Consider the following 23,590-nt stretch of genomic DNA (forward strand, 5'->3'; position numbering starts at 1 on the left):
CTCCTGAAATTCAGAAAGCAGAAGCAACAATAGAATAAAAACTAATCAATTAACAAGCAGGCGGTTCGCTGCAATAATCAAAGTTTGAACGAATGGAAATAGTAATCATGGCAGGACAGCTCATTTTGGGCCTGTCAATATTAGTGGGTTTGCACGAATTGGGACACCTGCTAGCCGCCAAGGCGTTTGGGATGCGCGTGGAGCAGTATTTCATCGGTTTCCCGCCGAAAGTCTGGAGCATCAAGCGCGGAGGAACGGAGTATGGTCTCGGTGCCATCCCGCTCGGCGGTTTTGTCAAAATCACCGGGATGATCGACGAATCGCTCGATACCAAAGCGATGCAGCAGGAACCGCAGCCCTGGGAATTCCGCTCCAAACCCGCCTGGCAGCGGCTGATCGTCATGCTGGGGGGCATCATCATCAACGTCATCACCGGGATTGTCATCTTTGTTGCCCTTACCTACAAAAACGGAGAAACGTATCTTTCAGCCCGTGATGCCAAATACGGTATTGTCGCCTACGAATTGGGCAAAGAAATCGGCCTGAAAACCGGTGATAAGATCGTTCGCATCAACGGAAAACCCTTCGAAGATTTCAGCGACATCCGGAGTTCGGAGGTCTTTCTGGGCTCCGACAGCTACTACATCGTTGAACGGAAGGGTGCCGACGGGAAGGTGGAAGAAGTAACCATCGACATTCCCAACGACTTTATCAACAAGTTATCCGACAAGAAGAATGCCGGGATGTTTGTTGAAGCCATTCAGCCCTTTCGGGTCGGTGAACTCGTACCGGGAATGCCCGCCGAAAAGTCAGGTCTGAAAAAAGGCGACGTCATCACGGCCGTCAATGGTCAGCCCACACGGTTCTACCACGAGTTTCAGGACATTGTCAAGGCGAACGTCAACAAACCGATCACCCTGACCGTACAACGCCCGAACGTACCCCAGCCGGTTTCGCTCCAAACAACGGTGACCGACAAAGGTCAGATCGGTTTTGGTGCCGAAACGTTGCTGAAAAAGACCCACATTGACTACACATTTGGTCAGGCGCTGGTGAAAGGCACTGAACAAGCTTTCGGCGTGGTTTACGACAACATCAAAGGTTTCGGTAAAATCTTCCGGGGCGATGTGTCGGCTTCCAAAGCGTTGAGCGGCCCGATTGGCATTGCCCAAAATCTTTTTGGTGGGGTCTGGATGTGGGAGCGTTTCTGGTTCGTTACGGGCCTGCTGTCCATGGCACTCGCTTTCTTCAACATTCTGCCGATTCCGGCCCTCGACGGCGGTCACTCGACGTTGTTGCTCTACGAAATGGTGTCGGGACGGAAACCGTCGGACCGGTTTCTGGAAGGAGCCCAACGGGTTGGCATGGTGATTCTGCTAAGTTTGATGGCGTTTGCAATCTTCAATGATGTATTCAAAGCGGTTTTTTAAGAGTGAGTTATTTCGCGGAGGTAAGCGGAGAAAAAAGGAGTTAAGCAGAGTTTTTAGTAATCTCCGCTTAACTCCTTTTACCTCTGCTTACCTCCGCGAAATAACTTTTTGCCTTCTTGCACTTTTTTGTTTGACCGCCAGCCGACCAGTGCACCCGGTCCATACCAGCATTACACAAATGCAGTACAATGCGGCTGAGAAAACGTTTGAAGTCAGTTTGCGGGTGTTCACCGACGACCTGGAAGAAGCGCTCACGAAAGAGAACAACAACCAGCGCGTGCGGCTCAGTGATAAAGACGCCAACGGCCCCTTGGTGGAACGCTACGTCCGGAAGCACTTCGGCCTGACCAGCGCCAGCCGTCAGCGAAAACCATATCGGTTTCTGGGCAAGGAACAGGAAGTGGATGCCACCTGGATTTACATCGAAATACCGTATACCGAACCGGTTCAGGGCAGTTTGCTCCAGCAATCCATGCTGACGGATTTATTCGATGACCAGATGAATCTGGTGAACGTAAGCTATCTGGCCGAGAAAAAAACCGTCCTGTTTCGAAAAAGCAATACGCAGCAGGTACTGACCTGGTAGGTGTACTTACCCGGAGGAAATGCATTGATTCTGCGTATGCTTTGAGTTTCATTTCCTTTTTTGTTACTTGTATCGATACAGACAATTCTGCCTGTTTTTTCACACAAAATCTTTGGCATACCCCTTGCGCTTGTTATCAATCTTTGTTTCTCAATACCTATTAAGCCTGTATGATACGTTAAGACTGTCAGTTTGGCAGGCACCTAATTATGAGTGTAAACAGTAAATACGATACCCAATTGTGGTTAGCTGAATCGGATCTGGACAATCTCGAAATTGTTCCGTTGGGATCAGCCGATGATGCCGACGACGACTATATTGTCCCCAGCGACCTGTCGATCCTGCCCGTGCGGAATACGGTGCTTTTTCCGGGCATGGTGATCCCGGTGACGGTGGGGCGGCAGAAATCGATTAAATTAGTAAAGAAGGCTTACAAGGGAAACCGCATTATTGGCGTCGTAGCGCAGTCGAACCAGCAAAAAGACGAACCGACTGCCGATGACCTCTACCGTCTGGGAACGGTCGCGTATATCATCAAAATGATTACGCTGCCCGATGGCAACATCACCATCATCATTCAGGGGAAAAAACGGTTTGAAATTGTCAATTACCTCCAGGAAGAACCCTATCTGACGGCCAACGTCCGCCAAATCGACGACCATTTTCCGAGCCCAAACCGGAAGGAATCAAAAGCCCTGATTCAATCACTGAAAGAATCAGCCTATAAAATTCTGCGTCTGAATCCGGAAATTCCGCAGGAAGCCCGGATTGCCCTCGACAACATCGAAAGCCCGATGTTTCTGATGCATTTTTTGTCGTCGAACATCGAAGGGGAAGTTGCCGATAAACAAAAATTACTGGAAACGACTGAAGGCGCCCAACAGGCGACGCTCTTGCTCGAATTCATGCTGCGGCAAATTCAGTTGCTGGAGCTCAAACGCGAAATTCAGACCAAGGCCAGTTCGGACATCGATCAGCAGCAACGCGACTATTTTTTGCGGCAACAGATCAAGGTGTTACAGGACGAACTCGGCATGGACAGCCCCGACCGCGACCTGGAAGAAGTCCGGATGCGGGCGGCCCGTAAAAAGTGGACCCCGGCGGTTCAGGCCCATTTTGACAAGGAACTCAACAAACTGCAACGGATCAACCCGATGGCACCCGAGTATCCGGTGACGATGAATTACATCGAGTTGATGGTCGATCTGCCCTGGAACGAGTATTCAAAAGACAATTTCGATCTCCGCCGGGCGCAGAAAGTGCTGGATAGCGACCACTTCGGGCTGGAGAAAGTGAAGGAGCGGATGATTGAATACCTGGCGGTTTTGAAACTGAAAAACGACCGGGCTTCCGAAGGCATGAAAGCCCCGATTCTGTGTTTATACGGCCCTCCGGGTGTCGGAAAAACCTCACTCGGCCGTTCGGTTGCCAAAGCCCTGGGCCGAAAATACATCCGGATGGCGTTGGGTGGCGTTCACGACGAAGCCGAAATTCGGGGTCACCGGAAAACGTATATTGGCGCGATGCCGGGCAAAATCATTCAGAATATCAAGAAATCCGATTCTTCGAACCCGGTTTTTATTCTGGATGAAATCGACAAAGTAAGTTCCGATTTCCGGGGTGATCCGTCGTCGGCCCTGCTCGAAGTGCTCGACCCGGAGCAGAACTCGACGTTTATCGACAACTACCTCGAAGTGGAATACGATTTGTCGAAAGTGTTGTTCATTGCCACCGCCAACTCGCTCGACACCATTCATCCGGCCCTGCGCGACCGGATGGAAATCATTGAACTGACGGGCTATACGGTGGAAGAGAAAATCCAGATTGCCAAGAAATACCTGATTCCGAAGCAACGGAAAGAACACGGTTTGAAGCCGAAAGATCTGATGGTGGACGACAAAGCCATTCAGCGGATTATCGAAAGTTACACCCGTGAATCGGGCGTTCGGAATCTGGAGCAGAAAATCGGCGCGCTGGTTCGCAAAATCGCCAAGTCGATTGCCCTGGAAGAAGACTATCCGAAAACCATCAAACCGGCGGACGTGCTGAAAATGCTGGGCGCCGAAATCTTCGACCGCGATCTGTATTCCGACGACGACATTGCCGGTATTGTGACCGGTTTGGCCTGGACGCAGGTTGGCGGTGAAATCCTGTTCATCGAATCGAGCCTGAGCCGGGGCAAAGGGAACCTGACGCTTTCGGGCCAGTTGGGTGATGTCATGAAGGAATCGGCAGTGACGGCCTTGTCTTATCTGAAAGCGCATTCCGACGAGATCGGTCTTGATTACAACCTTTTCAACCACTACGATCTGCACGTTCACGTGCCGGCCGGCGCGGTGCCGAAAGACGGCCCTTCGGCGGGGATTACGATGCTGACGTCGATGGCGTCCATTTTCACCCAACGGAAAGTCCGGCCTTACCTGGCGATGACGGGTGAAATCACGCTGCGCGGGAAAGTGTTGCCGGTGGGCGGTATCAAAGAAAAGATTCTGGCGGCCAACCGGGCGGGTGTTCGCGAAATTCTGCTCTGCTCGAAAAACCGGAAAGACGTAGAAGAAATCAACCAGAATTACATCAAGGATCTGACCATTCACTACGTCGATACGGTCGATCAGGTGCTGGAAACGGCCCTTTTGCCCCAACAGGTTTCTAAACCGATGAAATTTGTTTTCCCGAAAGATAAAGAGAAAGAAAGCGAACCCGCCGTTCCAGCAACCGTAACGGTTTTGTGATCTTTTAAGTTAATTACAAATGCAAAATGATGAATGCTCAATGTAAAAGTGAAGAGGCTAGCGCACTCTACTTTTACATTGAGCATTCATCATTTTGCATTTGTAATTCTTAAAAAAGAGAGGTCATCGATACGATGACCTCCTTCCAATAACCTAACTGGTAAAATTCATCTAATCGACATCCCAGAACAGTTTGGTAGCAAAGACGTCGATTTTCCCCTGCGCTTCTACGTTGGCACTGTTGGAACCCGCTTCCGTATTTGGATAAAAAAAGCGAAGCGGCCGTTTTGCATCCGTCACCTGCACACTCTGTGGAATAACCGGCAGGTTGGTACGGCGGTATTCCGTCCAGGCTTCCAGACCGCTGAAGTTCGTCAGGGCAATCCATTTCTGCGTTGCGATGGCTGTCAGCTTGTTCGTTGAGGCATCCCAATCATAGTTTTCGATCTTGCTTCCCTTGAAAGCGTCTGCACCGGCGACATTCGCACCCAATACGCGGAACGACTGGGTAATACCCGCTTCAAAATAGGCTTTAGCAGTCAGCGGCAGCGTTACATCCGAAAACCGTTGCTTGGCTTCGGCCAGCAGGAATTGCACTTCCGACGCCGTCATCAGAATATACGGCCGGTTGAAGTCCCCTTTCACAATCAGGCTTGGCCCCAGCGAGGTCGTGTTCGCCGGTAAATAGCCTGAACTGACCCCAAATGGGGTACCCGAGTAGTTGGCAGACACTTCTTTCAACGTACTCACCCCCGGATTACTGCCATTTTCACCGCCATTGGCGTAGGCAATCCGCTTCATCCGCAACGTATCACCCGATGCTTTAAGACCGTCGATCAAAAACTTTGTTAAACGCGGATAGTTATTCAGCGCCCGTTTCGCCCCGTTGGCGTCATAGCCCCAGCGGTCATAGATCGGATTCAACTTGCCCGCCGTAGCCAGATAGAAGAACGTCCCGCCGACGCCCACTTCTTCGCCGGTAATGAAGCCCGAGCCTTCCGTTACAACCTTGTTGATTTCCGTCTTGATGTAGGTTTCTTTTCCCGCCACTTTAGACTGACGAATCAGGATCCGCATCTTGAGCGAATTGGCAAACTGAACCCACTTGGTCACATTGCCTCTGAAAACCAGATCCGAGCCGGTAAAGGCGCTGGCAAAAGGGTTCGCCTTTAAGTCAACGATAGCCTCGTCCAACAGCGTAATCAACGATTCGTAAACCACTTTTTGATCGTCAAATTTGGGAGCCAGGACTTCCCCACCTTTCAACGCTTCCGTATACGGTACGCTGCCGTACATATCGACCAACTGTTGAAACAGCATGGCTTTCATCACCTTTGCCGGCCCTTTCAGGTACTTCTGGTTGTTGGCATCGGCCGTGTTGATCACAAACTGGTAATCTTCCAGGTTATCGTAATAACCATCCCAATAGTTGAAATCTCCATTGGTAAAGATGTAGGCAAACTGGGCCGTATTGAGAATATACCCGTTTCCCTGCGTCCACTGCCCGGCCCAATAAGTACCAATTTCATTGGGTCCCAGAAGATTGGTTGCCGACGTATTGACCGCATTCGTGAATACAAAACTCGGCGATGCCGTCGGCAATACGTTTGGGTTGGTGTTGATGTCCAGAAACGATTCTTTACAGCCACTACCCACCAGTGCCACAAAGGCGAATATGAAAAATGATTTTAATTTCATGTCAAGACAATTTCAGTGAGTACTAAAATGTAATATTAAGATTGACACCATATTGACGAACAGGTGGTGTCTGGCCGGTCGTATTGATCCCGATCCCCAAGGCTGAGGTGGTCGTTGGCGTTGCCGTAGAACCTGGCAGCGGATTGCCCTGGTAACTGAACTCGGGATCCGTGTAATAATTAAGCTTATCCACAATGGTGAACAGGTTCCGTCCGTAGATGGAAATGCTGGCTCCTGAAATAAACTTCGTTTTAGCCAGCAGATTTTGTGGCAAACGATACGCCAGGTTGACATCCCGGAGTTTGATGAACCAGGCGGGTGTAACGAAGTTTTCGGAGATCAACCGGTAGTTGTCGACCCACAGGGCGTACTCCGGCTCACGGACGTTAACCGTCGTATTCGGAATGACGGTTTTGCCATCCGTATCCAGATAAGCCGAATTGGGGTAGATGTGCGGAGTGCGGTTTTCAGTCCATTTGCCGGTTCCGGTGAACGTCATCTGACGGCCCAAATCGCTGAACATCACGTTGCCACCCCGGTATTCGAAGTTAAACGTAAAGCCAAAATCACCGTACTCAATTTTCGAACCCAGACCAGCAATGTGACGGGGCAATACACCACCGCGCGGTGACAGCGTCGTTTGACGCAACGGATAACCCGTGGTCGAGTTGACCAGCACACGGCCTGAACCATCCGGCGCATACTGATACCCATCGGTTTTCAGGATCGGGAAGCGGGAATCCTTGATCACGTTTGTGTTGGCATACGCAAAACCGCCATACTGGAACTCGTTGATGCCCGGATAGAGGTCAACCACTTTGTTGTCGTTGTAGGAGTAGCGCAGGCTGGCATCCCAGGAGAATTTACCGCCCCGGGCAATCAGGTATTTCAGTTCAGCCTCATACCCCCAGTTTTTGGTTTCGCCCACGTTGATCAACAGGTTGTTGAAACCGGTCGAGTTCGGCACTTTAACGGTAATAACCTGTCCTTCCGACGTTTGCGTATAGGCCGACACGTCCAGGTTGATGCGGTTGTTGAACAACTGGAACTCACCACCGATTTCCGCCGAATAAACGATTTCTGGTTTTAAGTTAGCATCCGGCAGAATGTTACCCACCGACAGACCAACCGTGTTGCCGTAGGGAAAGTTGGCCCCGTTCGTATAGGCCAGATCCAGGCCATAGAGCGGGATGTTATCGTTGGCGTTTTTGTTGGCATTCACCCGAAGCTTGGCGTAGTTCAGGATATTGCTCTTGAGCGAGGGAAACGCATCGGTTGCAATAAACGAAAGCGCGGCCCCGTAATAGGGATATGACCAGGTGTTGGCCGGACGGTCGGGTTTGTAGAACCGGGAGGTCGCATCGAAACGGAATGTACCGTTCAGGATCAGCCAGTTTTTGTAGTTCATGGTCAAATCGGCGTAATAGCCAAACCGGCGTTCCTGCGTGCTGATTTCACCACCCTGCAATTCCCCCTGCCGGTTGGCTACGTTATACACATCGGGTACGACAATGGACGTAGACCCAACGCCAATGGCTTTGGTCGTGCGTTGGTAAACGCTGTTTCCGAGAATCAGCTTGTTGGAGAGTGGCCCAAAGTCTTTCGACAATTGAATCAGGAATTCGTTGTTCACGACGTTCTCCGTCCCTGAATAATCCAGCACCGAGCCCAGGTTGTCGGTAATGGCCCGGTAGATGCCCGTACCGTCGCCATCCCGGAAGAAGGGTGCCGGAATGAATGATTTGGTTTTGGCCCAGTCCGAATACAGGAACTTACCGGTGGTGTTTTTACCCGTCCGGGAGTTGTTCATCACGCCCATTCGCTCAGTGAACATCAACCAGGGCGTCGGTTTGAAAACCAGACTCACGTTTCCGTTCAGGTTGGCGTCCTTGTACTTCATCCGGTTATTGTCGGCGTTGAAATACGGGTTGTTGTAATAATCGTTGTAAAAACCGTTGGGGTTTGCAAACTGGTTGGTCCGCCAGTCGCGCAGATCTTCCAGGGGCAGGTTGGCGGGCTGATTGAGGATGTCGTTGTAGAAGTCCGCCGAGGTCCGGTTATACATCGCCTGGGTGAAAGCCGCATTGAAACTCGCCGTCAGTTTGCCGTATTCTTTCGTAGCCGACAGACGTGCCCCGCTCCGGTCGCTTTTGTCGCCGGGCACAATCCCGTTCACCTTCTGGTTTTCAATCGACATATAGAACGAACTGGTTTCGTCGCCCCCCTGAAAATTGATCTGGTTGTTCATCGATACGCCGGTATCGAAGGCTTTCCGGCGGGCGTTTTTAATGGCCGAGTAAGGCAACATGTATTGGCCTCCGCTCTCCGTGGTCCGGCCCTGCATCCGGATCGACCCGTCAAACGGATCACCGTACTGCTGGTTTTCGTATGAGCGCCAGTTGCCCTGCATCCGAACCAGGTAATCATTGCTGTAGCCCGCCGTCCCGAATGAAGGGTAGTAGTGCGACCCGGAACCGTACTGATCCTGAAGCTGGGGCAGGAAGCTGATCTGTTCAAAGTTCGTACTGTTTGAATACGACACTTTCAGCTTGCCTTTCACGCCTTTTTTGGTGGTGATGATCAGCGCCCCGTTGATCCCGGCCGATCCGTACAGGGTAGCCGCCTGGCCCCCTTTCAGGATCGAAACGCTCTCGATATCATTCGGGTTGATGATCGACAATACCGTAGCGGTAGTTTGCATCCCGTCTAGCACCACAAGGGCTTCGTTGTTCCCCGTCAAAGAGCGATAGCCCCGCAAGACTACCTTCACCGCCGGATCGACGCTGTTGTTGACGTTATAAACCGCCAAACCGGTTACTTTTCCCGAAAGGGCCTGCGCCAATTGGGGTGAACGGCCTACGGTTACGTCATCGGTCGTGACATTGGAATACGCATACCCGATTTCCCGCTGGTTTTTCCGGATACCCTGGGCCGTGACCACGATCTCCTGCAACTGGGAGACGTCAGATTTCAGGGTGACATCGATCCTGGTTTTTGTGTCAACCGTTACACTTTGGTTCAGAAAACCGATGAAACTGAATTGCAATACCGTCCCTTTTCCAACCGTGATCTGGTAGGTACCGTCGGCACTGCTCGTGGTTCCTTTCGTGGTTCCTTTCACAATCACATTCACACCGGGAAGCGGAGAACCATCTTCCGAAGCCGTGATCCGGCCCGATACGGTAAGATCCTGCGCCCACAAAGGCAAACAGAACACAAATGACAGCAGCAAGCTGCTGAGTAAATGTTTTTTCATAATGAAATTGTAGTTTGTTTGGTTAATTCAACGAAACAGACGGTCACGGTGACAATGTCGACACTGCCCGTTTACGTCATCCTGTTTTAGAAAAGTCTCCCGCAGGACGCGGGCAGCACGAACGCTTGTTGCTACATCCAAAAACCGTATAGTCAGAATGAATCGGGTACTGAATCGCACCGGATCTACAAGAGATCCATACATCTGACGACCTGGGTTTCAGGATTTACGCAACTACCGGTACTGTACGATACGCTGAGATAAGGGGTGTAATTTTTACCTACGCTGCTGACCAGCACCGTTGGCAAAAGATGAGTGGAATAACCTGATGGCAGGAGCGGAACCTAGCGAACCCGCTTCTCCGGAAATCATTTTTTCCGGCCGGGATTTCTGTTGTGGAGGAGATTCGGCCACCGTCCCGGAGGGATACAGTGGGTAAAGCAGTAAACTTTTCTTCATGTTTTTAGCGTAGGTTAATGAATAATAACGGCCAATATACAAAATATACTATCCCTGATGCCGCCACATTCCCATATTTTGTTCCTTTATATGGCATTATTGTAAAATTTAATGCGGCTTTAATCTTTACACGCCCCAGGCGTTGCCCCGGTTTCCTTTTATAAACAAAACATGAGTCATCCCGAATTTTGAGTTAAAGCAAAATCGACTATGAGCGCGTTGGCGATGGCTAAGCGTAGTCTGTAAATCGGCACTGAAGCAGTTCGGTGCCGATTTACCGTTCTTGGTACCCACTGCTTGAGAAAAAGGGGAAGCCAATGGGGCCAGCTTCTTAGTAAGAAGAGTAAAAAATCGTACACTAAGGCCACTATCCCTAACAATTTTAGCCTATTTTCCCACAACCAGAGTCGAGGGGATTCCATGCCTAACTCGGCTTTACCAGCCCGGAAGGCCTGCTCAATTCCCCATCGGTGCATGTAACTGTGAACCATCTCCCAGGCATCCCGCACGGAGTCAACAGCGATCGAGGTCAGCAAATACATCGGTGGCTGGTGATTTTTGCGGTCTCGTACAACGAGTAAATATAAGGGGGTTGATTCAAAGTCGGGATGGGTAACGAGCGTCCAGCCCACAGTGACGTGTTTGGTGGTCTTACGTTCTTTATCGCGCAGAAGTTTACGGCCTTCAGGGCGACAACTACGGGCCAACAGATGCGTCTGTCTGGTGCCCTTCTGAGGGTGCACCAGGAGGTGATTTTTTTTCCAGCGCAGTAAAAAATCCTGTTGGAAGTGTAGGATCCACTCAATGGTCCAGGCACTGGCATACCCTCGGTCCAACACGTGTAGCACCGGTTGGGTCAGCGATGCCTGTAGTTTACGGAGCATCCGATACATGATGTTGGTTCCCACTTCTTTATACTTGCCCCGCGTGGTCCACCAACTCATTTGAACCACACTGGGCACTTCACCTAAAGCCGACAAGAGTATGCCTGTCCACTGAAAGCCAGGGACGCAGATGCGGGCCGAAGGGGGCTTGAAAAAGCCTTTTTTAATCTTGGTTAGCCGTTTGGCTTTGCTACTTTCCACCGAGCAAAGCCCTTCGACAAACCAGCTCTCGGGTTTTTCCAGACGGCTATCATCCCACAAGAGCAAGGGGCGCTTGTGGGCTCCCAGCAATTGAGTTATTCGTTCCTGAGTTCGTTTGAAAAAGAAATCATCGATCAGTGAGGCATCCCATTTTTTACAGCGCAGCAGATTACTGATCCGCTTGGTACCCGCCGGAGCATGCGCATAGCCAGCAATATAGCTCCCCAACTCACTCAACAACAAACCCATTTTGCTGTTGCGTAACAGTAAGATGCTGGAAAATAGGGTGGAGAAGGTTGCTACCAGCCGCTTATCAATCCGGTCAAGCAGGCTTTGGTGAAGTGGCTGGAGATAGTGCTGGATTTTGGTCCGCAAAAAGCAAGCAGCTGTTGACTTTTGAGCAGGAATCCCCTTTTTTTGTTGGCGTGTCGTAGACATAAAAAGACCTCCTTTCTAGTTTTGGCGTTGTGGTGATGCTCAAAACTAAGAAAGGAGGTTCTTTTTTACACATCCCTTAAAATTCGGGATGACTCATGTTTAAGAAGGCACGAATCCGATTTACATCCGTTGCTTAGGGCTTGTCCCACCAGATGCGCGTATACGGATCGTCGGCGCCCTGGCTGGCGATCACGGCATTGTAGTTGGCCGTATTCAGCGTTCCTTCCGTTGCGACCGGATAGGCCAGACGACGCGGAATGGCCGTGCCGCCGTTGAGCGGTGAAGCCGCCGGTTTCAACACCGGGAAGCCCGTCCGGCGCCAGGAGTTCCAGGCCGATGTTCCCTGGTTGAACAAAGCAATCCAGCGCTGGGTCGCAATTTGCTCGATACCTTTAGCCTCCGTATAAGCCACATCCGGCTGAGCGATGTACGTCTTATAAGCTGCATCTGTGAAGTTGGTTCCCATCCACTGCTGCATCGACGCCATAATCGCCGATTCGTAGAGGGTTTTGGCGTTACCTGTAGTCCAGCCCAATTTGGCGGCTTCGGCCTGCGCAAACAAAACCTCCGCGTAGGTCACGATGTTGGCCGGGGCATTTTGTGCCGCAACCGTTGTTGCCGCCAGTGAGAAGTTCTGCGCCGGGCCGGTAGCCGGGAAAACCGCATACGGAACCCCGACGTATTCACCCCGCTGGTTGGGAGCCGCCAGATAAGGCAGACGCGGATCACTCACTTTCTTCAGATAATCCACAAACGTGTTGCTTACCGCGAAGTCTTTCCGGTTGCTCCGGACATAGTTGGTATACAACGGATTCTCGTTGTTGGCATCCGACAGATACGTATACCGGACATTATCCGCATTCGAAGCCAGAACGCCATCGGCTACGGCTGCCGCAAATTCGGTTCGGCCTTTCGTGGGGTCCACTTTTGACAATTGCAGCGCGGCCAGCATCCGTTGGGTGGCGGCAAACTTTTTCCAGCGGGCAGCATTGCCACTGAGCAAAATATCACCCTTCACAGCCGCCCCGGCGTCAAACTGGGCCGCGGCTTCCTTGTACTCCTTAAACAGATCGGTGTAAATATCCTGCTGCTTGTCGAAAGCCGGTGAGAAATTCTGATCGCCTTTCAACGCCTGAGAATACGGAATGTCGCCCCAGCGATCGGTCATCCACTGATAAATATACGCCTTCAGAATCCGCGCAATGGCAATCTGGTTGTTGTTCGATCCATACGTCGCCACACTGGCGCGGGTTGCCTCGTTGGTGTTCTGATCGATAATGGCCTGCAGGTTGACCAGCGGCCCGGCATACAAACCGTTGTAGCTGAAGTTGATGGTCTTATACCGGGAATCCTCGATGTAGGTTACATCGCCAAACTGCTGAACGTACAGAGCCGGGGTGATGTTGAACCCGGCCGGCCCCACCTGGCTGTTCATCGTTCCGACGGTTCGAATGGCCCCCGTAAATAAACTGGCGGTGTTGGGCAACAGCGGACTGTTGGGGTTGACGTTCATTTCTTCGAAATCGCTGCAGGCGACTGTCGTCAGCATCAACCCGGCAAAAAGAATGGACTTATAAAGTTTCATGATGTCTGTTTTTGAAGTGTTGATTAAAGACCAAGGCGCAGGTTAACACCGAACGAGCGAACGGGCGGCAACTGACCACCTTCATACCACAGGGTCTCCGATTCAGAAATATCGATACCGCCACCAATCGCGCTGTAAATCAAGAGTGGGTTGCGGGCGATCAGCGAAATGTTAGCCGATTTGATGAATTTACCCAGCATGTTTTTCGGGAAATTGTACCCCACAGCTACTTCGCGCAGTTTGATGTAGGATTTATCGTAAATCCAGTACTCATTCAGCGCAAACAGCCAGTTTTCATACAGGTTCTGGGCATCGACCCGGGTGGTGTTCGGCTGACCATCTTCCGTTACACCTTCCAGCAAAATACCGCCATTGTTTGCTACCGGATCGCGTTTTGGCACTCCCAACTCGTTCAGACCGGCGGTTTCGGCACCCAGACCCGAATAGTTGTTGAACATTTTCGTGGTCGAGAAGAATTTACCTCCGGCAATGAAGTCGGCATTCACCCGCAACGACAGCCCTTTATACGTGAAGGTATTCAGGAATCCACCTTTGAACTTCGGCAAAACGGAACCCAGCGGCACGTTTTCTTCCTTGATGTATAAACCGGCATTGGCACCACTGCCGTAGACCAGACGGTTTCCGTTCGCATCTTTCTTGATTCCCTGCCCTACCAGCAGACCCCAGTCTTCGCCTTCGCGGGCGTTGAGGGTCAACGTCCGCCATTGGGGGCCGTCGATCTGGTAGTTGGTCAAACCTTCCCGCAGTTCAACGACCTTCGAGCGGTTACGGTCCAGGTTGATGTCAAATTCCCAGGTAAAACCGGACGCCGACCGAACCGGCGTGGCGTTGATGTGCAATTCCAGACCGCTGGTTTGAATCAGACCGGCGTTGATAACGGCGTTGGTATAGCCGCTGGTCGGCGTAACCGGCACCGGAATAATCTGGTTTTTGTTATCGTTGCGATAGGCCGTAAATTCAAAACCCAGTCGGTTATTCAGGAAACGCAGGTCAATACCACCTTCATAGGAAGACGACAGACCCGGTTGCAGGTTGGAATTCGGCAAAAGCGATGGAAGAAACAGGGTTGCATTACTCGAATACGGTGTTCCGGAGTTGTAGGCCAACGCCGTCTGATAAGGCCCAACGTCCGTACCTACCTGAGCATAACCGGCCCGGATTTTACCGTACGACAGAATGCTGTTCTGCGGAAGCAACTCCGAGAAGACCAAACCGGCCGACACGGACGGGTAGAGATACGAGTTGTTGGCTTTCGGCAGGGTCGACGACCAGTCGTTCCGAATCGAAGCTTCTACAAAAACAAAATCTTTGTAGCCGATGCTCACGTTTCCGAACACACTGTTGACCTGCCGCTCGTACAAGTAGTTGTTCGACAAAGGCCGGTCTATGGAAGCGGCAATGTTGTAGAAATTTGGTGCCGAAAGCCCCCCTACCGTGGCCTGGAACTGACCGTCGATGCGGTTGTAGCGGATGTTTCCCCCGGCATTGGCGACCACCGACAGGTTGGCAAATTCCTGGTTGTAACTGGCCAGAAATTCGTAGTTGTTTTCGCGGGCACTGGCTCCCAGGGTCGAGTAGGCACCCAAACCACCAGCGTTCAGCGTTCCCTGTGCCACGCGCGATTCCTGCGTAAAGTAGTTCTGGTCGCGTCGGACGGTGGCCGAGGCTTTCAGGAAAGGCGTAAATTCGTACGTTAACCCAATGTCTCCGAACAGCCGGTCGCTGCGGTTGGTGTTCGTATTTTCGTACACCTGCGTATACGGGCTATCCCAGTATTTCGGGCGCGGGTCGGTGGGGCTGCCAATGTTCCAGCTCCGGAACGTGCCATCCGGATTCTTGTAGTTTTTGAGGTCGTCGATGCTAAGCTGGCGCTGAAACCACTGGTTGAACGAACCGATCGTCTGGTTATACCCGTTCAGGGTAGCGTTCGAAATACCGATCGGGCTGTTTGAGGGTGTCGTACCGCCCGAAGAACCGTAGCGGTCAGCCGGCAGGTTGTTCGTTTTGAACGCCGTATAATTCACATTCAGGTTGGCCGACAGTTTGCTGCCAAATTTGATCGTGTTTTTGGCACTGACAAAATCGCGGGTTTGTGATGAGTTCGGAACAATCCCGTTGTTGATGATGTGCGTGTACGAAATCCGGCTTTGGAACGCTTCCGTTCCGCGCGAAAAGGCGATGTTGGTGTTGTTGCTGATCGGTTTGGCGAAGAAATCGCGCACGTTGTTGGGATTCGCCGAATACGGCGTCAACTGTCCGAAGCCGGGGCCCTGTTGCCAGGATGCCGCCGAGCGGTGGGGCGAATTGTCGATGCGGGGACCCCAGCTTTCATCAGCGGCATAATCCAGAATCTTCTGTCCGTTAAACGAGGCCCAGTCTGCCGGATGCAACGCCGGGTCATATTCAAACGTGGCCCAATCCTGCGAATAACCGCCACCGTATTCGTTCTGGTATTTCGGCAGCAGACCCACCATATCGATGGTGGTGCTGTGGTTGATGTCCAGCCGGGTTTCGCCCGCTTTGGCGCGTTTGGTCGTAATGACGATAACCCCGGCCGAAGCCCGGTTTCCGTACAAAGCCGTTGCGGAAGGGCCTTTCAGCACCGACAGCGTTTCGACATCGTCCATGTTGACCTGGCTCACATCGGTGGGCGTTCCGTCTACCACATACAGCGGATCACCGCCCGTCAGCGAGTTGACCCCCCGAACCCGGATGCTGGGGCTGCCAAATTTAGCCGCCGACTGGCCCAACACCTGCACACCCGCAATTTTACCGGCCAGGGCGTTGGCCACATTCTGGTCGCGGGCAATGTTCAGTTTTTCCTGTTTCAGTTCCTGAACGGCGTAATTGAGGGCTTTCTTTTCCCGCGAAATACCGAGGGCCGTCACCACAATTTCCTGGAGTGTTGAAGCGTCGGGTTCCAGCGCCAGATCGACCGTCGAGCGATTCCCGATGGAAACGTCCGTCGTTTTAAATCCAATGAACGAAAACGTTAACGTTCCGGCATTGTCAGGCACGCTCAGGGTGTATTCGCCGTTGGCATTGGAAGTCGCTCCGCGGGAGGTTCCTTTAACGACAATGTTTACGCCGGGAAGTGGAGAAGTGTCTTCGGCGGAGGTCACTTTGCCCGAAACCGTACGGGTTTGCGCAAAGGAGAAGCCCACCGTGCCCAATAGGCACAATGAGGCAATGAGTAAACGTTTCAACATGTTCTTAGTTAGGTTAATGAAGCAATGCACTAATTAGCTAATCACTAATTTCGTAAAGTGAAATTACTACAAAATTTTGTTTTGTCAACAAGTCATAAGGCACTAATCCAAGCCAAAATATTTTGCAAAATGAATGAATACCCATAGAAAAACACACTAATCAGAAGTTAACTAATTGTTAACCAAATAATTAATACTAGTAGCATTACTTTTACACCAACCTGAATTCCTATTCAATGGCCGATCCGTTGTAAGCGAACAACTCAGAAAAATTATATATTTGTCCGATGAGTGACATTCCTTTACCTGCCCAATTCCGGCACCAAATGGCGCAGCAATTGGGTGCCGATTACGCGGCTTTTCTGGCGTCTCTGCAACAATCGCCCCCCATCAGCATCCGGGTGAATCCCCAAAAAATGGCGTTACCAACGGCCGATCTGGAACCGGTTTTGTGGTGTTCCGAAGGCTTCTACTTGCCGGAGCGGCCGGTTTTTACGCTCGACCCTTTGTTTCAGGCCGGTGCGTTTTATGTCCAGGAAGCATCGTCGATGCTGGTGGCAGAAGCGCTGCGCCAAACGGCCCGGTTAAAACGCCCGCTGCGGGTGCTGGATCTGTGCGCGGCTCCCGGCGGCAAAAGTACCCTGCTCGCATCCCTGCTAAACGCCGACAGTTTGCTGGTCTGTAACGAAGTCATTCGCAGCCGGATCCCGGTTTTGAAAGAAAATATGGAAAAGTGGGGGCATCCCAATGTCGTCATCAGCAACCACGATCCGGAAGACTTCAAGAGCCTGAACGGTTTTTTCGATGTCGTGCTGGTGGATGCCCCCTGTTCGGGCGAAGGACTGTTTCGGAAAGATCCGGAAGCCATGCTCGAATGGTCGCCGGACAGCGTTGTGTTCTGTGCTGCCCGCCAGCAACGGATTCTGACGGCCGCCACGCCCCTGCTGTGCGACGATGGACTGCTTCTTTATAGTACGTGTACCTATAATGACGAAGAAAACGGACAAAATGCCGCCTGGCTCAGCAAACACGGTTTTGAAAACGTGCCGCTCCAATTACCCGAATCCTGGGGAATTGCTGAAAAAACGCTGGACCAAACCGTCGGCTACCAATGTTATCCCCACCGGGTAACCGGCGAAGGTTTTTTCCTGAGTGTATTCAAAAAGAAACAACGGTCCAGCCCCGAAATGGGTGTTCCCCGGTCATTTCGGTCGCTCAAACCGGTTCGCAACTGGCAGGAGAAAATCTTAAAAACCTTTCTGAAACATCCCGACGCCTTTTCGTTTTATGTGAAACCGAATGAGGACGTTTTTGCGATCCCGGAAACCCTCTCGGCCGACCTCCGCGTGCTGGATGCAGCCCTCCACAACAAAGGATTTGGGCTGGAAATGGGCACGTTCAAAGGCGACGATTTCATTCCGTCGCACGCGCTCGCGATCAGTAACGCCCTGGCCGAAAACCGGCCGGGATTTGACTTATCCAGAGAAGATGCCCTGCGGTATTTCAAGAAAGAAAACCTGGTGTTGAACGAACCGGTGAAGGGCTGGCTGCTGGCCCGCTACAACGGATTGAACCTGGGTTGGCTGAAAGGCGTGGGTAACCGGGTGAATAATTACCTGCCGAAAGAATGGCGCATCCGCATGGATATCAAGGAATATTGATCCGCAAACCCGGTCCGGGGCAAACGTCGGTGTTGGCATTCCAGCAAAAAAAGTAGTTACTTTGCCCCCTTCTGAATCGACACGATCACCCAACAAAGCAACTCAAATTCATGGCTTACGGATTATTGAAAGGCAAGCGAGGAATCATCACCGGAGCATTGGATGAAAAATCCATTGCCTGGAAAGTAGCACTGAAAGCGAAAGAAGAAGGCGCAACGTTCACGCTTTCCAACGCACCGATAGCCATGCGAATGGGTGCGATCAAGCAACTGGCGGAGCAATGCGACGCCGAAATCATTTCCGCCGACGCAACGTCTTTAGAGGATATTGAGAACCTGTATACCAAATCAATGGACGTGTTGGGCGGCAAAATCGACTTCGTGCTGCACTCCATCGGCATGAGCCCCAACATCCGCAAGAACAAACCGTACGGCGACCTGAACTACGAATGGTATCAGAAAAGCCTCGACGTTTCGGCCCTGTCGTTTCATAAAATGATGCAGACCGCCGAAAAACTGGACGCCATCAACGAGTGGGGTTCGTTCGTTGCCCTGAGCTACATTGCCGCCCAACGGACGTTTCCGTTCTATACCGACATGGCGGATGCCAAAGCCGTACTCGAATCCATCGCCCGGGGCTACGGCTACCGCTATGGTAAACTGAAAAACGTTCGGGTCAATACCGTCTCACAATCGCCAACGATGACGACGGCCGGCTCCGGCGTAGGCGGTTTTGACGTTTTCTACGAATACGCCAACCTCATGTCTCCTTTGGGCAACGCAACCGCCGAAGATTGTGCCAATTATGTCATTACCCTCTTCAGCGATCTGACCCGCATGGTAACGATGCAAAACCTGTTGCACGACGGCGGTTTCTCAAGCGTCGGCATTTCGGAAGACATGGCTGTAAAACTGACGGCTATTCAGCAGCAGCAACAGTAGACTTTGAAGGGTATGATTGACTGGGCTTTTGTTTTTGCCCCTACATCCCCGAAAGGGGACTTTTAGCATCCGGGGGATTCTGCGTCCAAGTCCCCTTTCGGAGATGTAGGGGCAAAAGCAAAGTCCTAAATCTGCAAAATCATACCCTTCACACTTCAATCACACTGATCTTACTATTTCCGTCCATTCCTTTCTCCACCTGAATCTGTACGCTGATCCGCTCCTTGATCTCGTGCCGGTGGGAAATGATACCAATGGTTTTTTTGCTGTCGTGCTGTAGTTTTTCCAGCATAGCAACCGCCGTATCGAGCGAATCCGGGTCGAGCGTTCCGAAGCCTTCATCAATGAACAGGCTTTCAATCTGGACGTTTTGGGAAGCCAGATCGGATAAGCCCAACGCCAGCGCCAGACTGAGCGTAAAGGTTTCGCCCCCCGACAGGCTGGACACCGAGCGTTCGGTGCTGCCCTGGTACATATCCACGACGTAGAGTTCGTCCTGCCCGTCGCGCGGTTTCAACAACAAATACCGATCCGACAGCTCTTTCAACCGCCGATTCGCCAGACCGATCAGTTGCGCCAGCGTCAATCCCTGCGCAAACTTGCTGTAATCGTCGCCTTTCGCGCTGCCAATCAGTCGGTCCAGCTCCCGCCAGGGCCGGGCTTCGGTTTCGAGTTTTTCGAGGTCTTTGGTCAGTTGTTTGAATTTCCGGCGTTTCTCCTTGTCTTCCTCCAGTTGTCGTTTGTAATACCCGATATTTTCCCGCTCACCGGATTCTTCTTTTTTAGTCGCCAGCAGTTTGGCCGTCACCTCATCCAGTGGCAAGTCGGTTTGACAGGCTTCGGCGGCTTCCCGGCGTTTCAGCGTTTCTTCCTGCTGCTTCCGAACGATCTCGTCGGCTTCTTTTTCCAGGGCGGTTTTCAGTTCCTGCAACTGCCGGACTTTCGGCGTTTCGAGCAAACAGGCGCGGGCGTCGGCCAGGTCATTAAAACCACGTTCGACCAAAACCGGCTGTAATTCCGTGGTCAGTGTCTGGTAGTTTTTGTCCGAATCGGCATAAGTGGCGGTGGCTTTTTCAAGCAGACTCCGCTGCGTGCTGATTTTCGACCGAACGGTAGTATACTGATTGACAAGCTGTTCACATTGGAACCGCACATCATCGCCCACAAACAACTGATCCTTTTGCGCTTTTAGCAATTCCGCCTGAGTTTTACTCTGCTGCACGGTTTCCAGATCACCCGAAAGCCGTCGCAACAGACTTTCTTCCTCCCAGAGCGTTTGAATCTGGTTCAGTTCTTTCCGCTGAATCTGAATTTCCTGCTGGGCGTCTTTGATCTGCTCCGGCGACAGCGTGGGGTCCAGCGCGAGCGTGGTCAACCGGTTTGAAATAAACGTCCTTTTTTCGGAGTAGGCTTTCCGAAGCACATTCCGCTGTTCAGAATACAACTCCAGTTCCGACTGTATTTTCAGCAATTTGCCCTGTAAGGCATCGAATTCCTTTTTCTTATACTCCAGATCCTTCGTTGCCAGCCGCAATTCCAGTTCCAGTTTGCCGGTCTGGTTGATGTAATGCTGGGCATACGGATGATCCAGCGAACCGCATAACGGGCAGGGTTCACCGTCCTGCAAAGCTTTTCGAAGTTCTTCCAGATCCGCTTCTTCGGCCAGTCGTCGTTTGGTGTTCTGCAACTGCTCAATTTTCTGCTGAAGCACTTCCACCTCCGCCAAAAGCTGACCCAACGGTTTTTGGTGTTCGTTCAGAAAAGCCGTATGGTCGTTGATTTTGCCGTTCAGCGTCGTTCCGTCGAGCAAACGTTCCTGTTGCTGAATGAGCAACGTCCGCAGTTCGGCCAGATTTCCGTCCTGCTCCAGCAGCCGGTTTAACTCATCCTGAATCGAAGCCGGGGTGAGGGCCGCGTAATCCTGCTCAATCTGCACCAACTGAACGTTCAGCTCATGCAATCGCCCGTTGACTAACTCCGTCATCTGGTCGACATCCCGCAGATCGAGCGACTTAAACCACGTCAGTTTCGTACTTTCCAGTTCTTTTTTGATCGAACTGAATGCCGGTTTGGCTTTATCCCGTTCGGTTTGGTACCGGTTGGTCAGATCCAGCACAGTTTCCCGAAAGTCATTCAACGCTTTTTCGAAGGTCTGTTCCGACAGCCCGGTTTTCTGCGTCAGCGTTTGCGCTTTCCCCATCAAAACCGTCTGCTGTTTTTCCAAATCGTGCAGATTCGTACGGGCCGTTTGCTGATCCTGCTCGGCGGTTTTGCGGTTTCGTTCGGCGTTGGTAATATCGGAGAAATGAGCTGCCAAATCGGCGACCTGCTCATGGCGTTGCAGTCGCAGGGCATCCGGCACAAACGCCTGTTTTTTCTCTTCCGACACCTGCTGCCGCTTGGTCAATACCGCAAGCTGCTGATCGGCATCGGCAATCTGGCGCAGGAATTTTTCTTCGTTAGTATAAAAGACAATCTCTTTGGCGAGTTCATCCAGCCGACTACCGATCGCTTTCTGGCGGCTTTTCAACTCGTCGACCTGCTCGTCGTTCAGCACTTTGATCAGCTCGACTTCCTGCCGTTTGTCCCTGATTCGTTCGTCGTAGGTTTTATTGACCTGGTGCGCCCGCTGGCCCAGTTGCCGGTAAATTTCCGTCCCGGTAATCCGTTCCAGCATCTTGCTCCGTTCGGCGGCCCGCGACTTCAGAAACTGGTCGAACGCACCCTGTGCCAGCACGATGGACCGGATAAACTGGTCGTAGGTCAGGCCAATGAGTTCTTCGTTCTTTTTCGGAAATTCGCTCAAGCCTTTGATCGGCAGCAACTGACCTTCCGTTTGCCCTTCGGGGAGAAAGGCAATTTCCATTTCGTAGTTGTTCCAGTTGCCGTTGCGGTTTTTCTTGATCGACCAGCGCGAGCGGTAGGCTTTCCCGCCCACTTCGTACTCAATCTCCGCATAAGCCGACGTTCCAGGTTCCCGGGCCGCCTGCTGATTGACCAGAATGCCTTCGTCGATGATGCTGGTGTTGGAAATACCGCCCGAAATCCGCGGCACCCGGTTGAACAACGCCAGCGTGATGACGTCGAGTAAGGTGGATTTTCCGGCTCCGGTTGGTCCGGCAATCACGAACAGGCCGGTACTGTTCAGCAGCCCTTCGTTAAACTGAATCGGCGGGTGTTCGCCGTAAAAGGAATTGATGTTACGAAAGCGAATTTGTCGGATTTTCATGCAGGAGTACAGGATGGGCTGCTTGTTCCGTAACCAAACGATACAATTCTTTATACGCTTCCAGAAGTGCCGTCCGCTCGTCGCCCTCCACCAGCGATGCATCCAGCCGACGGCCAAACACATCGAGGTAGGAAAGGTCCTGCAACTGCGTGTCGGCCACGTAAAGCGAATCTAACCCTTTTAATTTATTGCGAAAAATCAACCGGGATTTGGCAATCAGAAACGGCGCTTCGCCATAATCGCGTTGCAACTGCTCAAAATGCTGTCGAACTGTCAGACTTTCGTTTTCTTCTTCGACCAGAATTTCCACCATCGTGGCCAGCGCGTCGGTTTCTTCCAGTTTTTCCAGCGTTTCCCGAACGGCATCCAGGGTTCCGGCGACCTGCCGCAACGAGCGAAAATGCGGAACCGGAACGGATTCGATGGTTTTGATTTTGCCGTTTTCGACCGTTAATTCCAGCACTTGATGCCGGTTATCGCGTTCCGCAAAACTCAGCGGAAGCGGAGCGCCACTGTAGCGGACGGTTTCAATCCCGCCAATCTGCTGCGGGACGTGAATATGTCCCAGCGCCACGTAATCGAAACCGGGTGGAAAATGCTCGGACGAAAAAGCCGCCTGCCCGCCCACCGCGTGAATTTCCCGTTCGCTTTCCGGCGACGTTGATGCGCCGTTGACGTATAAATGGCCCATCGCCAGAACCGGCACATCGCGGTATTCTGTCTGGCAATGATCGACAATGCGTTCGTAATGATTCCGGATGCCCATCCGCACGGCGTCGATGCGTTCCTCGTAGGTTTGACCCGAAATAGATTGCCGCAAATCGCTGTCGCGGAGATAAGGAACGGCAGCAACCAGCAAATCCGTCGAGCCGGTTTTTAGCCGGATCACCTCTTCGATGCAATCGCCGGTCGTACAGCCGATGACGTGAATATTGAGGTGCCGGAGCAGTTCGCGCGGGGCGTTGAGTTTACTGGGCGAATCGTGATTACCGCCGGTGATGATGATTCGGCGTTCCAGCGGCAGCATTCGGGTCAGAAACTGGTAATACAACTGCATCGACCCGTCGTTGGGGTTCGTCGTATCGAAAATATCCCCCGAAATAATCAGCACATCGATCTCGCGACTTTCGACGGTTTCCGCCAGCCAGTCCAGAAACCGGACGTGATCGTCGCGGAGTTCATGCTTATACAGTCGTTTCCCTAAATGCCAGTCTGCGGTATGCAGAATTTTCATATGCCAGAGCTTCTAATACCGGAAGT

Annotated in this window: 12 protein-coding genes; 5 read left to right on the forward strand and 7 right to left on the reverse strand. The window is 51.9% G+C overall.

The features are described 5' to 3' along the window. Window positions 1-92: 92 nt before the first annotated feature. The 3 genes from rseP to lon all read left to right on the forward strand — a co-directional run bounded on the left by rseP (window position 93) and on the right by lon (window position 4,748). The gene (rseP, locus tag ACS5NO_RS17135) at window positions 93-1,430 is read left to right on the forward strand and encodes an RIP metalloprotease RseP (RefSeq protein WP_439416300.1); all 1,338 of its coding nucleotides are present in this window, start codon (window positions 93-95) and stop codon (window positions 1,428-1,430) included. Continuing rightward, a complete protein-coding gene (locus ACS5NO_RS17140) occupies window positions 1,408-2,016 on the forward strand; it encodes a DUF6702 family protein (RefSeq protein WP_439416608.1) in 609 nt (202 codons plus the stop codon). The genes rseP and ACS5NO_RS17140 overlap by 23 nt, the downstream gene beginning before the upstream one ends. A gap of 209 nt (window positions 2,017-2,225) precedes the next feature. After that, window positions 2,226-4,748, forward strand: a complete 2,523-nt coding sequence (gene lon / locus ACS5NO_RS17145; protein WP_439416301.1) for an endopeptidase La — start codon at window positions 2,226-2,228, stop codon at window positions 4,746-4,748. A 171-nt stretch (window positions 4,749-4,919) separates the two neighbouring features. Here the strand turns inward: lon and ACS5NO_RS17150 are convergent, their stop codons facing one another. The 5 genes from ACS5NO_RS17150 to ACS5NO_RS17170 form a co-directional block, all read right to left on the reverse strand. Next, complete coding sequence (locus ACS5NO_RS17150; RefSeq protein ID WP_439416302.1) at window positions 4,920-6,446, reverse strand: SusD/RagB family nutrient-binding outer membrane lipoprotein; 1,527 nt, start codon at window positions 6,444-6,446, stop codon at window positions 4,920-4,922. A gap of 22 nt (window positions 6,447-6,468) precedes the next feature. After that, window positions 6,469-9,702: a SusC/RagA family TonB-linked outer membrane protein gene (locus tag ACS5NO_RS17155; protein WP_439416303.1), complete on the reverse strand. Its 3,234-nt coding sequence runs from the start codon at window positions 9,700-9,702 to the stop codon at window positions 6,469-6,471. Between the two features lie 635 nt (window positions 9,703-10,337). Then, complete coding sequence (locus tag ACS5NO_RS17160) at window positions 10,338-11,684, reverse strand: transposase (RefSeq protein WP_439416304.1); 1,347 nt, start codon at window positions 11,682-11,684, stop codon at window positions 10,338-10,340. Between the two features lie 133 nt (window positions 11,685-11,817). Continuing rightward, window positions 11,818-13,269 carry a SusD/RagB family nutrient-binding outer membrane lipoprotein gene (locus tag ACS5NO_RS17165; RefSeq protein WP_114404550.1) on the reverse strand — a complete coding sequence of 484 codons (1,452 nt, stop codon included), beginning with the start codon at window positions 13,267-13,269 and terminating at the stop codon, window positions 11,818-11,820. Window positions 13,270-13,292: 23 nt separating this feature from the next. Next, the gene (locus tag ACS5NO_RS17170) at window positions 13,293-16,499 is read right to left on the reverse strand and encodes a SusC/RagA family TonB-linked outer membrane protein (protein WP_439416305.1); all 3,207 of its coding nucleotides are present in this window, start codon (window positions 16,497-16,499) and stop codon (window positions 13,293-13,295) included. Between the two features lie 287 nt (window positions 16,500-16,786). Between ACS5NO_RS17170 and ACS5NO_RS17175 the strand changes: the two genes are divergently transcribed. Both ACS5NO_RS17175 and ACS5NO_RS17180 read left to right on the forward strand, forming a co-directional pair. Continuing rightward, window positions 16,787-18,160, forward strand: a complete 1,374-nt coding sequence (locus ACS5NO_RS17175) for a methyltransferase RsmF C-terminal domain-like protein (protein ID WP_439416306.1) — start codon at window positions 16,787-16,789, stop codon at window positions 18,158-18,160. A gap of 110 nt (window positions 18,161-18,270) precedes the next feature. Further along, the gene (locus ACS5NO_RS17180) at window positions 18,271-19,101 is read left to right on the forward strand and encodes an enoyl-ACP reductase FabI (RefSeq protein WP_138992689.1); all 831 of its coding nucleotides are present in this window, start codon (window positions 18,271-18,273) and stop codon (window positions 19,099-19,101) included. Window positions 19,102-19,249: 148 nt separating this feature from the next. Here ACS5NO_RS17180 and ACS5NO_RS17185 read toward each other — a convergent pair whose 3' ends face one another. Beyond that, the gene (locus ACS5NO_RS17185) at window positions 19,250-22,330 is read right to left on the reverse strand and encodes an AAA family ATPase (RefSeq protein WP_439416307.1); all 3,081 of its coding nucleotides are present in this window, start codon (window positions 22,328-22,330) and stop codon (window positions 19,250-19,252) included. Continuing rightward, complete coding sequence (gene sbcD / locus ACS5NO_RS17190) at window positions 22,302-23,564, reverse strand: exonuclease subunit SbcD (RefSeq protein ID WP_439416308.1); 1,263 nt, start codon at window positions 23,562-23,564, stop codon at window positions 22,302-22,304. Before sbcD ends, ACS5NO_RS17185 begins: the two co-directional genes overlap by 29 nt. Between the last annotated feature and the right edge of the window lie 26 nt (window positions 23,565-23,590).

This window comes from Larkinella fluvii (assembly GCF_051857545.1).
Classification (GTDB): domain Bacteria; phylum Bacteroidota; class Bacteroidia; order Cytophagales; family Spirosomataceae; genus Larkinella.

Excerpts from the sequence above, each read along its gene's own strand:
- rseP (WP_439416300.1), top strand. The coding sequence starts at position 93 with ATGGAAATAGTAATCATGGCAGGACAGCTCATTTTGGGCCTGTCAATA.
- ACS5NO_RS17140 (WP_439416608.1), top strand. The coding sequence starts at position 1,408 with ATGTATTCAAAGCGGTTTTTTAAGAGTGAGTTATTTCGCGGAGGTAAG.
- lon (WP_439416301.1), top strand. The coding sequence starts at position 2,226 with ATGAGTGTAAACAGTAAATACGATACCCAATTGTGGTTAGCTGAATCG.
- ACS5NO_RS17150 (WP_439416302.1), bottom strand. The coding sequence starts at position 6,446 with ATGAAATTAAAATCATTTTTCATATTCGCCTTTGTGGCACTGGTGGGT.
- ACS5NO_RS17155 (WP_439416303.1), bottom strand. The coding sequence starts at position 9,702 with ATGAAAAAACATTTACTCAGCAGCTTGCTGCTGTCATTTGTGTTCTGT.
- ACS5NO_RS17160 (WP_439416304.1), bottom strand. The coding sequence starts at position 11,684 with ATGTCTACGACACGCCAACAAAAAAAGGGGATTCCTGCTCAAAAGTCA.
- ACS5NO_RS17165 (WP_114404550.1), bottom strand. The coding sequence starts at position 13,269 with ATGAAACTTTATAAGTCCATTCTTTTTGCCGGGTTGATGCTGACGACA.
- ACS5NO_RS17170 (WP_439416305.1), bottom strand. The coding sequence starts at position 16,499 with ATGTTGAAACGTTTACTCATTGCCTCATTGTGCCTATTGGGCACGGTG.
- ACS5NO_RS17175 (WP_439416306.1), top strand. The coding sequence starts at position 16,787 with ATGAGTGACATTCCTTTACCTGCCCAATTCCGGCACCAAATGGCGCAG.
- ACS5NO_RS17180 (WP_138992689.1), top strand. The coding sequence starts at position 18,271 with ATGGCTTACGGATTATTGAAAGGCAAGCGAGGAATCATCACCGGAGCA.
- ACS5NO_RS17185 (WP_439416307.1), bottom strand. The coding sequence starts at position 22,330 with ATGAAAATCCGACAAATTCGCTTTCGTAACATCAATTCCTTTTACGGC.
- sbcD (WP_439416308.1), bottom strand. The coding sequence starts at position 23,564 with ATGAAAATTCTGCATACCGCAGACTGGCATTTAGGGAAACGACTGTAT.